The sequence below is a fragment of the Streptomyces sp. NPDC037290 genome, from assembly GCF_055603245.1.
The window spans coordinates 292,830-304,375 of sequence record NZ_JBVJVZ010000006.1; the positions used below are offsets into that span (position 1 = coordinate 292,830).

The following is an 11,546-nucleotide window of genomic DNA, read 5'->3' on the forward strand; positions in this document are numbered from 1 at the left end:
CCCACGTCAAGGACGATCACCCGTCCGGACGGAACACTCCTTCACACGAAAGTTGATGCATATTACATTCATTAGCCGGACTAACTTACCGACCTCAGCAGGGAGCACACATGGACCTCCTGCGACAGCCCAAGGCGGTCTGGGCCACGGCCGGCGCCTCCGTCGTCGCCTTCATGGGCATCGGCCTCGTCGACCCGATCCTGCCGTCCATCGCGCAGGGCCTGCACGCCACACCCGGCCAGGTGTCCCTGCTGTTCACGTCGTACTTCCTGATCACCGCGGTCGCGATGCTGCTGACCGGCTTCGTCTCCAGCCGCATCGGCGGCCGCAGGACCCTGCTGCTCGGCCTGGCCTTCGTGGTCGTCTTCGCGGGCCTCGCCGGCACGTCGGACTCGGTCGGCCAACTGGCCGGATTCCGGGCGGGCTGGGGCCTCGGCAACGCGCTCTTCGTCTCGACGGCCCTCGCGGTCATCGTGGGCGCGGCGGTCGGCGGCGGCGCGGCGGCGGTCCTGCTCTACGAGTCCGCGCTCGGCCTCGGCATGGCCTGCGGCCCGCTGCTCGGCGCGGTCCTCGGCAACGTCAGCTGGCGCTACCCCTTCTTCGGCACGGCCACGCTGATGGCGATCGGCTTCCTGTGCATCACGGCGTTCCTGAAGGAGCAGCCGAAGCCGGCCCGCAGGACCTCGGTCCTGGACCCGGTCAGGGCGCTCGGCCACGGCGGCCTCGCCTCGGCCGCGATCTCCGCCTTCTTCTACAACTACACGTTCTTCACGGTGCTGGCCTTCACGCCGTTCGTGCTGGACATGACGCCGTACCGTTCCGGGGCGGTGTTCTTCGCCTGGGGTGTGCTGCTCGCCGTCTTCTCGGTGATCGTGGCGCCGCGCCTGCAGGCACGGTTCGGCTCACCGGGGGTGCTCGGCGGCTCGCTGGTGCTGCTCGCGGTGGACGTGCTGGTCCTCGGCTACGGCAACCACACCACGGCCGTCGTCTGCACGATCCTGTCCGGCGCGTTCATCGGCGTGAACAACACCGTCTACACCGAGCTGCCCCTCGGCGTGTCGGACGCCCCGCGCCCGGTCGCCAGCGCGGGCTACAACTTCGTCCGCTGGTTCGCGGCCGCCGCCGCGCCCTACTTCGCCCCGAAGCTCGGGGAGTGGACCGACCTGCACGTCCCGTTCGTGGTGGCGGCGGTCACGGCGGTGCTGGGCGCGCTCGTGATCGCCGTACGACGCCGGGCCCTCGCGCACGAGGCGGAGGAAGCGGCGCCGCGACACGCGACGGAGGGCGGTGTCGGCGTCTTCGCCAACTGACCGCTCACGGCCGGGTTTTGGTGAGCTTCCTCACTCCAGCGGCACGGTCCCGCGGCCGGGGTCGCGCAGGTCCGTCCCGTGGGTGAGCCAGCGCTCCTGGAGGGCCTGGGCGCCGTGCACCCGCTTCCAGGCGGCCTCGTTCGGGGTCATCGGCAGCAGCGGCAGGAACCGTACGGGCTCTATCGGGTCGTCCAGCTCCAGGTCCTCCACCAGGCCGCCGGGCTCGCCCACCAGGACCGAGGTGAAGGGGGCGCCGGGCCACAGCGGGTCACCCACGTCCAGCGAGGCGCCCGGCGTCACGACCAACCCCTCCACCTGCGGGGACGCGGCCAGCACGGCGAGCGGGCGGAGCACCTTGTCGGTGTCGGCGAGGCCCGCGCGGACGGAGAGGACCAGCTCGGCGCGGGGGCCCTTGACCGGGTCGGCGAGCATCGCGGTGGGGTCGGTCATCGGGTGCGCGGACATGCCCAGCGTGGCGTACCGCACGACGTCCCCCTCCTGGAACCGGAGCACCTCGATGCGGTCCGTGCCGAGGAAGGTGACGGCGGCGCGCGCGTCCGGTTCGCCCAGCGCGGTGCTCAACCGCGCCTCGACCAGAGGAAGAACATCAACCATGCGGCGAGCATAGAACTCGTCAGCAGCGGGCAAAGCGGCACCTTGACAGTTCGGGCGGCTGCTACGCTGAGCCGGTGGTTCGGGACAGCACGCAGAAGCGTCGCTATCGAGTCCCGACGCCGAGGACACTCCCTTACGAGGGACCGGCCGGAGGAGGTGGGGCTGTCATGGATCGAAGTCGACCGTGCAGTACCACTCGCTCTTCCGCCTGTTGATGTAGTCACCGGCTGTTTTCTGGCTGGCTGCTGCCGCCTTTCCGTGCGCGTCACCCTTCGGAAGAGCACTTCGTTTCGCTTTGCCCTGATCGCCTGATCACCCGATCTGCCTGATCGAATCAGTTCTGCATCAGTAGCGAAGTCGCCACCGCGACGGTGCGGTGCTCCCCGCTTTGTGGACGTGCCAAACATCCCGCAGTCAGGACGTCCCCATTCCGGGTAGTTCCACCCGTCGCCGGCGGTCTTTCGTTGCCTGTCGCGAAGGAGCCTGCCCATGTCGATGATCCGCGACCTGCGCGCCGTGGTCCGTCCGTCCCGCGTCTCGCTGCGCAAGCCCCCGGGCGGGCCGAACGTCTCGTACGACACCACCCGCGACCCGGCCACCCCGTCCGCCGTCGTGGACTGCGCGGTCTACCGCGACGGCGCCCGCGTCCAGAGCACGGGGCCGCTCACCCCGCACGAGGCGATGCGGCTGGTGCGGCGCGACGGCGGTTTCGTGTGGATCGGGCTGCACGAGCCGACCGAGGCCGAATTCGCCGGTATCGCGAGCGAGTTCGGGCTGCACCCGCTGGCCGTCGAGGACGCGGTGCAGGCCCACCAGCGGCCCAAGCTGGAGCGCTACGACGACTCGCTCTTCACCGTCTTCAAGACCATCCACTACGTCGAGCACGACCGGCTCACCGCCAACAGCGAGGTCGTCGAGACCGGTGAGGTCATGTGCTTCACCGGCCGGGACTTCTTCATCACCGTCCGGCACGGCGGCCAGGGCTCGCTCAGGGCCCTTCGGCACCGTCTGCAGGACGACCCGGAGCTGCTCGCCAAGGGCCCCTCGGCCGTGCTGCACGCCATCGCCGACCACGTGGTGGACGGCTACATCGCGGTCGCCGACGCGGTGCAGGACGACATCGACGAGGTGGAGACCGAGGTCTTCTCGCCGGGCCGCAGGGGCGGTGTCTCGCGCGGTGTCGACTCGGCGCGGATCTACCAACTCAAGCGTGAGGTGCTGGAGTTCAAGCGCGCGGTGGCTCCCCTGCTGCGCCCGATGCAGCTGCTGAGCGAGCGGCCGATGCGGCTGGTCGACCCGGACATCCAGAAGTACTTCCGGGACGTCGCCGACCACCTCGCCCGCGTCCAGGAGCAGGTGCTGGGCTTCGACGAACTCCTCAACTCCATCCTCCAGGCCAACCTCGCGCAGGCGTCCGTCGCGCAGAACGAGGACATGCGCAAGATCACCGCCTGGGCGGCGATCATCGCCGTGCCGACGATGGTGTGCGGTGTGTACGGCATGAACTTCAGGTACATGCCGGAGCTGCACTGGAGGTACGGCTACCCGGTGATCATGGGCATCACCGTCGTCATCTGTCTCGGCATCCACCGCACGCTGAAGCGCAACGGCTGGCTCTGAGCGGACGCTGGATAGGCTGGGCACATGACAAGCGAGCTGCTCGACCGGGCCCTCATCGAGGAGGCCTCGAAGAAGTCCGGCCTCATCTGGGTCAGAGGCGCCGGCAGCCCCGCCGCGTGTGCGCTGTGGCACGTGTGGCACGAGGGCGCGGTGTGTCTGGTCGGCGACGGTCCCGGTGAGCAGCCGCTTCAGGGGCTGATCGACGGGGGCTCTGCCGAGGTGTCCGTGCGCAGCAAGGACAAGGGCGGCCGGCTGGTGACGTTCACGGCGACCGTGTCCGAGCTGGCGTCCGGCACGGACGCGTGGGAAGCGGCCGTCGCCGAGCTGAAGGGCAAGCGGCTCAACGCCCCCGACGGCGAGCAGATGCCGGCCCGCTGGGCCCGCGAGTGCCGGGTGCTGCGCCTGGCTCCGGCCGGGCCCCTGGCGCCGTTGCCCGACGGCAGCCTGGCCGAGCGGCCGGTTCCGACTCCGGCGACCACCCGGCGGCCGATTCCCGCGGCGTTGCCGCGGCTGCTGGCGAAACGGCGCAGGAAGGAACGGCGGGGCTGAGGAGGCTTCGGCACCGCCCGGACGCGCCGCGGTGTCCGAGCGCCGTCGCGGCGGGCCCACGGTGCCGAACGGCTACGACGTCGGCAGTTGCCTGCCGTAATCCACCGTCTCGGCCTTGACCGGCTCCGCGACGGCGAAGTCCTCACCCCAGTCGGAGAAGGTGAGCGTGCCCGCGCCGCCGGCGCGGACCAGGCGCAGGGGGTACGGCCGGCCCTGGAGGGAGACGTCCAGCGTGCCGCCGGAGCCCTTGTCGCCGGTGATGCGGATGGTGCGGGTACCCGCGTCGTCGTGGTGACCGTCCGTCGCCAGTGTGCCGTGCAGTGTCAGCAGCCCGTCGAGGAGGAGGTCCTTGTCCGTGAAGCCGCTGAACTTCCTGTACGCGGGGTCCCCCTGCGGCACCTTGACGTACTTGCCGTTCAGCGTGCCGGCCGCGCCGTCGCCCTTGGCGTCGGCCTGGTTCCAGAAGTCCGCGTCGGCCTTCAGGTACAGCTGCTTGCCGACCCGCAGCAGCTTGAAGGTCGCCCCCTTCGAGGTCACCGAGCCGGTACCGCCGTCGGCCTTCAGCCGCATGTCCAGCTGGTACGTCCGGCCGCTGGTGACCACGGTCCCGGACAGCCGTACCGCCGGTGCGCCCCCGGCGGCCGCCCGCGTCCTGGCCTGGATCTGTGCGGCGGGCAGCTTGCCCACGCCGTTCGTCCCCGCGTCCGGATCGCCGTCACCGCACCCGGTCAGCACCGCCGTCCCCGTCACGGCGAAGGCGAAGATCGCGGTCACCAGCGCGGCCCGGCGGGTACGGCCCTGGGGAATCGCAGTCACAGGGGGGATCGCCTTTCTGACGGTTCCTGAGCGGAGTACCGCAGCGTACCGGTGCCCGGGCCGCCCGGCGGAGCCAGTCCGTCCGGACTCCCCACCAGGGCGTATCCGAGCAGTACGGGCTAGCCTGAAGCGCACCCGAGCGGGCAAATCCGAGCAATTCACAAAGAAAGCGGAACACCCGAGAAAAGGGCGATTCCCAGGCCACGTCAGCAGAGGAAGCACAGCCATGGCAGCCGGCGCCCCCCGGATCTTCGTCTCGCACCTCGCCGGGGTCCCCGTCTTCGACCCGAGCGGCGACCAGGTGGGCCGCGTGCGCGATCTCGTCGTGATGCTGCGGGTGGGCCGCAGGCCCCCGCGGCTGCTCGGGCTGGTCGTCGAACTGGCCACCCGGCGCCGCATCTTCCTGCCCATGACCCGGATCACCGGGGTCGAGTCCGGGCAGGTGATCACCACCGGCGTGATGAACGTCCGGCGCTTCGAGCAGCGGCCCACCGAGCGGCTGGTCTTCGGCGAGCTGCTGGACCGCCGGGTGACGCTGGCGGAGACCGGCGAGCAGGTCACCGTCCTCGACCTGTCCGTGCAGCAACTGCCCGCCCGCCGTGACTGGGAGGTCGACCGCGTCTTCGTCCGCAAGGGCAAGAAGGGCGGCGCCTTCCGGCGGGCCAAGGGCGAGACCCTGACCGTCGAGTGGTCGGCCGTCACCGGGTTCTCGCTGGAGGAACACGGGCAGGGCGCCGAGAGCCTGCTCGCCACCTTCGAGCAGTTGCGCCCCGCCGACCTCGCGAACGTCCTGCACCACCTCTCCCCCAAGCGGCGCGCCGAGGTCGCCGCCGCGCTCGACGACGACCGCCTGGCCGACGTGCTGGAGGAGCTCCCGGAGGACGACCAGATCGAGATCCTCGGCAAGCTCAAGGAGGAGCGCGCGGCGGACGTCCTGGAGGCGATGGACCCCGATGACGCGGCCGACCTGCTCTCCGAACTGCCCGAGGACGACAAGGAGCGGCTGCTGAGCCTGATGCAGCCGTCCGACGCGGCCGACATGCGCCGCCTGATGTCGTACGAGGAGCACACGGCCGGCGGCCTCATGACCACCGAGCCGATCGTGCTGCGTCCGGACGCCACGGTCGCCGACGCGCTCGCCCGGGTCCGCAACCCCGACCTGTCCCCCGCCCTCGCCGCCCAGGTCTACGTCTGCCGCCCGCCCGACGAGACCCCGACCGGCAAGTACCTGGGCACCGTCCACTTCCAGCGGCTGCTGCGCGACCCCCCGTACACCCTGGTCAGCTCGCTCGTGGACGAGGACCTGCAAACCCTGGCCCCGGACGCCGCGCTGCCCGTCATCGCCGGGTTCTTCGCCACGTACGACATGGTGGCCGCACCCGTGGTGGACGAGTCCGGGTCCCTTCTGGGGGTGGTGACCGTGGACGACGTGCTGGACCACATGCTGCCCGAGGACTGGCGGGAGACCGAGTTCCACCTGGACGAGGGAGAGGAGGCGGCCGCACATGGCTCCTGAGCGTGAGAGCACCCGTGAGCGCACCACCCCGGCGGGCGCCACGGCCGCCACCCGGCCCCGTACGCCCCGCCTGGACCAGCCGCGGCCGCCGCGCCGCCGGATCGTGCCCGAGTGGGACCCGGAGGCCTTCGGCCGGCTGTCCGAGCGCATCGCCCGCTTCCTGGGCACGGGACGCTTCATCGTCTGGATGACGGTCGTCATCATCCTGTGGGTGGTGTGGAACATCGCGGCGCCGGCGAATCTGCGCTTCGACAACTACCCGTTCATCTTCCTGACCCTGATGCTGTCCCTGCAGGCCTCCTACGCGGCCCCGCTGATCCTGCTCGCGCAGAACAGGCAGGACGACCGCGACCGGGTCAACCTCGAGCAGGACCGCAAGCAGAACGAGCGGTCCATCGCCGACACCGAGTACCTGACCCGGGAGATCGCCGCGCTGCGCATGGGCCTGGGCGAGGTGGCCACCCGCGACTGGATCCGCTCGGAACTCCAGGACATGGTCAAGGAGCTGGAGGAGCGCCGCCGCCACGACGGGCACCCCGGCCATGTCGTATTCCCGGCGGAACGGGCAGACCGCCCGCCGGGACGTGACACAGACGACCGCTGAGGGGCATCCCTCAGGCCCCCGGGGGCGCCGTACCATCGTCCTTATGGCTACGGAAGACGCGGTGCGCGAGGCACTGGCGACGGTGAACGACCCCGAGATCAACCGACCCATCACCGAGCTCGGGATGGTCAAATCGGTGGAGATCGGCGCGGACGGAGCGGTCGCGGTCACCGTGTACCTGACGGTCTCCGGCTGCCCCATGCGCGACACCATCACCCAGCGCGTCACCGAGGCGGTCTCCCGGGTCGAGGGCGTCACCCGCGTCGACGTCACGCTCGACGTCATGAGCGACGAGCAGCGCAAGGAGCTGGCGGCGGCGCTGCGCGGCGGCCAGGCCGAGCGCGAGGTGCCCTTCGCCAAGCCCGGCAACCTCACCCGGGTCTACGCCGTCGCCTCCGGCAAGGGCGGCGTCGGCAAGTCCTCGGTGACGGTCAACCTGGCGGCCGCCATGGCCGCCGACGGCCTCAAGGTGGGCGTCGTCGACGCCGACATCTACGGCCACTCGGTGCCGCGCATGCTGGGCGCCGACGGCCGCCCCACCCAGGTCGAGAACATGATCATGCCGCCGTCCGCGAACGGCGTGAAGGTCATCTCCATCGGCATGTTCACCCCGGGCAACGCCCCGGTGGTCTGGCGCGGCCCGATGCTCCACCGCGCGCTGCAGCAGTTCCTGGCGGACGTCTACTGGGGCGACCTCGACGTCCTGCTCCTGGACCTGCCGCCCGGCACGGGTGACATCGCGATCTCCGTCGCCCAGCTGATCCCGAACGCCGAGATCCTGGTCGTGACGACCCCGCAGCAGGCGGCCGCCGAGGTGGCCGAGCGCGCCGGCTCCATCGCGGTCCAGACCCACCAGAAGATCGTCGGCGTGGTCGAGAACATGTCCGGCCTGCCCTGCCCGCACTGCGGCGAGATGGTCGACGTCTTCGGCACGGGCGGCGGCCAGCTGGTCGCCGACGGCCTGACCCGCACGACGGGTACGACCGTCCCGGTCCTCGGCTCCATCCCGATCGACGTCCGCCTGCGCGAGGGCGGCGACGAGGGCAAGCCGGTGGTCCTGACCGACCCGGACTCGCCGGCGGGCAGCGCCCTGAGGTCGATCGCCGGCAAGCTGGGCGGCAGGCAGCGGGGTCTGTCGGGCCTGTCCCTCGGCATCACGCCGAAGAACAAGTTCTGAGTCCTGCCCGCCAGGGCCTGCGGCGAAAGGGCGCCGGGACAACCCGGCGCCCCTCGGTCACGCGTAGGCGGACACGTCCTTGACCACGGCGAACCCAAGGCCGTACGCGCTCATCCCGCGCCCGTACGCCCCCAGATGCACCCCCGCCTCGGTGGTGCCTGCGAGCACCCACCCGAACTCGGACTCACGGTAGTAGAAAGAGGCCGCCGCCCCGTCCACCGGCAGGGAGAGTTTGGACCACTCCGGCCCCTCGAGATCGTCGGCGAGGGCCCACGCCGTCTCCGTCTGCTGGTCCAGCCAGTCGTCCCGCAGGGTGTGGTCCATCTGCCCCGGCCAGGTGAAGGACAGCAGCCCCACCCCGGCCAGCCACGCGGCCGAGGAGACCGACGTGGCCTCCAGCAGCCCCGTACCGTCGGCGCTCCTGCGCGAGGGCTGCGCGGCGACGGTGACGACCACCGCGAACTTCTCCCGCGGCTCACCGGCGGAGCAGGTCTCGCTGCGTACGGAGGGCTCGTCACCGTGCCCGATCGAACCGTGCTCGACGGCCCCGTCGGCCGCCATACCGACCTGCATCAGCCAGCGCGGCCCGGTGAACGCCTCGTCGAGGCCGTACCACGGGAAGGGCGCCAGCAGGTAACCGTCGACCGTGCGCCGGGCGGAGGGGAGCTGCTGCGCACCCTCCGCGTCCGGCGTCTGCGCGCCCACCCGACTCGTCGTCTCCATCTGCCCGGACGCCTCCTCGCTCTCGTCGGACCGGGGCGGCCCGCCCCCCTTCGGGCGTACTCCTCCGGTCCGCACAACAACTCGGCAGCATATCCACACCCGTGACAGCCGCACGGCAGGCGCTGGAGGCACGGGTCGCGCGAACGCCCTGCTCAGGCCGTGTGCGACGGGTTCGTGCTATGAAACGCATCACGTGCGCGGCATGTGCCCCCGCGCGCGTGTCGAAGTCGCTCCCCGCGGCGTGGCCCGCGCCCTGGGCCTACGTGGCGTCCGCGTCGAAGGGCGGCCGCTCGTCCCTGCCGGGCTCCTCGGGCTTCTTGGTCATGTCGATGCGCGCACCGGACGACGAGGACGAAGAAGGCGACGTCTCGCCGTCCCGGCCGTGGACGGAGTCCGTGACCTCGGCCATCTCCTTCTTCAGGTCGAACCCGTTACGGATCTCCTTCAGCCCCAGTTCGTCGTTGTCCAGCTGCTTGCGGATGAACGTCTTGGGGTTGAGGTCCTCGAACTCGAAGTCCTTGAACTCCGGACCCAGTTCGTTGCGGATGTCCTGCTTGGCGCTCTCCGAGAACTCGCGGATCTTCCGGATCGTGTGCATCACGTCCTGGATGACCTTCGGGAGCTTGTCCGGACCGAAGACGAGCACAGCGAGCACAATGATCGTCACCAGCTCCAGTGGCCCTATGTCATTGAACACCTGACGCTCCTTGCGATGTCCTCGGTCGCTCAACGGTACCCGTCCTTCCTGTCCGGCCGGTACCGTCCCGAGGTGAGACTTCTGTCAGTTCTGCCCCACGGCCGTCAGTTCTGCTCCGCCGTGCCCAGCCGCAGCGGGACCTGCCGGTCGGTGCCGTCGCGCCGGACCGTCAGCGCCAGCCGGTCGCCCGGGCGGTGGGCGCGGATCTTGACGATCAGCTCCTCGGCCGTGTGCACGCGTTGCCCGTCGACCTCGGTGATGACGTCGCCCGGCTTCAGACCGGCCCGGTCACCGGGGCCGCCCCGGGTCACGGCGGGACCGCCGCCCGCGCTCTTGCTGTCGATACGGGCGCCGTCGCCGGTGTAGGCCATGTCCAGGGTGACGCCGATCACGGGGTGGGTCGCGTGGCCGTCGTTGATCAGTTCCTCGGCGACGCGCCTGGCCTGGTTCACGGGGATGGCGAAGCCGAGACCGATGGAGCCGGCCTGGCCGCCGTCCGAGTCGGAGCCGCTGTCGGCGGAACGGATGGCGGAGTTGATGCCGATCACCTGGGCGCGGGAGTCGAGGAGCGGACCGCCGGAGTTGCCCGGATTGATGGGCGCGTCGGTCTGCAACGCGTCGACGTAGCTGACGTCGCTGCCGTCGCCCTTCTCCCCGCCCGCCGTGATGGGCCGCTCCTTGGCGCTGATGATGCCGGAGGTGACGGTGTTGGCGAGGTCGAAGGGGGCGCCGATGGCGACGACGGGGTCGCCGACCCGGACGTCGTCGGAGTTGCCGAGGGGCAGCGGGGTGAGCCCGTGCACGCCGTGCACCTGGACGACCGCGAGGTCGTAGCCGCTGTCGCGGCCGACCACCTTGGCCTTGACCGCGTCGCCGCTGCTGAAGGTCACGGTTATCGCGCCGCCCGATCCGGCGGGGGCGACGACGTGGTTGTTGGTGAGGATGTGGCCCTGGGTGTCGAGCACGAAGCCGGTGCCGGTGTCCGCCTGGTCGGTGCCGGTGACGTGCAGGGTGACGACACTGGGCAGTGCCCGGGCGGCTATGCCGGCCACGCTGTCCGGCGCCCGCCCGGCGGGCACGCGTCCGGCCTGCGGCAGGTGTACGCCACCGCCCAGCCCCTGGCGCTCGACATAGGCGCCGACGCCCCCGCCTATGCCGGCGGAGACGAAGGCGACCACGAGGCTCCACACGACCAGGAACCGCTTCGCCCGCCGCTTGCGCTGCTTGCCCGTCAGCACACCGGCACCGGTCTGCTGCAGCCCCCCGTGCCCGGGCAGCTGCTCCCCGGGCGGAGCGACGGCCCAGGGGTTGTAGCGCGGAGTCCCGTCCACCACCGGACCGGCGACAGGCGCCCCGGGGGGCGGCACGGGGGTGGCGAGCGCCGGGGTCCCCGGCACCGGCGTCGCGGATCCCTGCGGGGGTGCCGGCACCGGCGGAACCGCCGGTGGGGGTGCGGGTGTCCCCTGGGCCGGGGTGGCTGCCGGGTGCTGCACGGGCGGTGCGGGTGCCCAGGGGCCCGGCTCGCCGTACGGCGGGGTGCCGTAGGGGTCGGGGTCGTGCAACGGCTTCGGCCGCTCGGCGGGAGCCGGCCAGGCGGACTCCGGCTGCCCGGGTGACTCGCCCACCGCTGGCCTCCCGTCCGGGCCCGGCGCCGGCTTGGCCAGTTCGAAGTCCCCGGAGGCTGCCGGTCCTGAACGTGCCTGCCCACCATCCGCCGGCCCACCCTCAACCGGCCCGACGGCAGCCCCTGTTGCGGTCCGCGTGTCGGTGCGGTCGGCCGGTGTCGTCCCCGCCGCCCCCTCCGGTCCGTCCTCCGGCGGGACACGGTTCCCCTCGTTCATGCTCTCCCCACGGCTGGCCGTGGCCGCGCGCTTCGGCGGCGGCCACGGAACGTCGGCCACGCTCCCGGGTCATCGCCG

The 11,546-nt window shown here is 71.4% G+C and carries 11 protein-coding genes; 6 read left to right on the top strand and 5 right to left on the bottom strand.

Annotation, left to right across the window (positions count from 1 at the left end; translation table 11 throughout):
- Positions 1-110 precede the first annotated feature (110 nt).
- Entirely contained in the window at positions 111-1,310 is a 1,200-nt protein-coding gene (locus ACZ7HQ_RS23190; RefSeq protein WP_470992988.1) for an MFS transporter, read from the top strand.
- Between the two features lie 30 nt (positions 1,311-1,340).
- Here the strand turns inward: ACZ7HQ_RS23190 and ACZ7HQ_RS23195 are convergent, their stop codons facing one another.
- Positions 1,341-1,925, bottom strand: coding sequence for a suppressor of fused domain protein (locus ACZ7HQ_RS23195; RefSeq protein ID WP_470992991.1), 585 nt, complete (start codon positions 1,923-1,925; stop codon positions 1,341-1,343).
- Between the two features lie 489 nt (positions 1,926-2,414).
- Here ACZ7HQ_RS23195 and ACZ7HQ_RS23200 point away from each other — a divergent pair, with 489 nt between their 5' ends.
- On the top strand, positions 2,415-3,545 hold the full coding sequence (locus ACZ7HQ_RS23200) for a magnesium and cobalt transport protein CorA (protein ID WP_470992994.1): 1,131 nt from the start codon (positions 2,415-2,417) through the stop codon (positions 3,543-3,545).
- 24 nt (positions 3,546-3,569) lie between these two features.
- Positions 3,570-4,094, top strand: a complete 525-nt coding sequence (locus ACZ7HQ_RS23205; protein ID WP_470992997.1) for a hypothetical protein — start codon at positions 3,570-3,572, stop codon at positions 4,092-4,094.
- A gap of 72 nt (positions 4,095-4,166) precedes the next feature.
- On the opposite strand, the gene ACZ7HQ_RS23210 is transcribed toward ACZ7HQ_RS23205, so the two are convergent.
- Positions 4,167-4,910 carry a hypothetical protein gene (locus ACZ7HQ_RS23210; RefSeq protein WP_470993000.1) on the bottom strand — a complete coding sequence of 248 codons (744 nt, stop codon included), beginning with the start codon at positions 4,908-4,910 and terminating at the stop codon, positions 4,167-4,169.
- A 226-nt stretch (positions 4,911-5,136) separates the two neighbouring features.
- On the opposite strand from ACZ7HQ_RS23210, the gene ACZ7HQ_RS23215 reads away from it, so the two are divergent.
- Genes ACZ7HQ_RS23215 through ACZ7HQ_RS23225 form a run of 3 tightly spaced genes read left to right on the top strand, consistent with a single transcriptional unit; the run spans position 5,137 to position 8,207 of the window.
- On the top strand, positions 5,137-6,426 hold the full coding sequence (locus tag ACZ7HQ_RS23215; RefSeq protein WP_470993003.1) for a magnesium transporter MgtE N-terminal domain-containing protein: 1,290 nt from the start codon (positions 5,137-5,139) through the stop codon (positions 6,424-6,426).
- Positions 6,416-7,030, top strand: a complete 615-nt coding sequence (locus ACZ7HQ_RS23220; protein ID WP_470993006.1) for a DUF1003 domain-containing protein — start codon at positions 6,416-6,418, stop codon at positions 7,028-7,030. The genes ACZ7HQ_RS23215 and ACZ7HQ_RS23220 overlap by 11 nt, the downstream gene beginning before the upstream one ends.
- 43 nt (positions 7,031-7,073) lie before the next feature.
- The gene (locus ACZ7HQ_RS23225) at positions 7,074-8,207 is read left to right on the top strand and encodes an Mrp/NBP35 family ATP-binding protein (RefSeq protein ID WP_470993008.1); all 1,134 of its coding nucleotides are present in this window, start codon (positions 7,074-7,076) and stop codon (positions 8,205-8,207) included.
- Between the two features lie 57 nt (positions 8,208-8,264).
- Here the strand turns inward: ACZ7HQ_RS23225 and ACZ7HQ_RS23230 are convergent, their stop codons facing one another.
- The 3 genes from ACZ7HQ_RS23230 to ACZ7HQ_RS23240 form a co-directional block, all read right to left on the bottom strand.
- Entirely contained in the window at positions 8,265-8,930 is a 666-nt protein-coding gene (locus ACZ7HQ_RS23230; protein WP_470993010.1) for a hypothetical protein, read from the bottom strand.
- 259 nt (positions 8,931-9,189) lie between these two features.
- Positions 9,190-9,627 (bottom strand): sec-independent translocase, encoded by a 438-nt coding sequence (locus tag ACZ7HQ_RS23235; protein ID WP_470993013.1) that lies wholly within the window; start codon positions 9,625-9,627, stop codon positions 9,190-9,192.
- 104 nt (positions 9,628-9,731) lie between these two features.
- On the bottom strand, positions 9,732-11,468 hold the full coding sequence (locus tag ACZ7HQ_RS23240) for a S1C family serine protease (RefSeq protein ID WP_470993016.1): 1,737 nt from the start codon (positions 11,466-11,468) through the stop codon (positions 9,732-9,734).
- Positions 11,469-11,546: the final 78 nt, after the last annotated feature.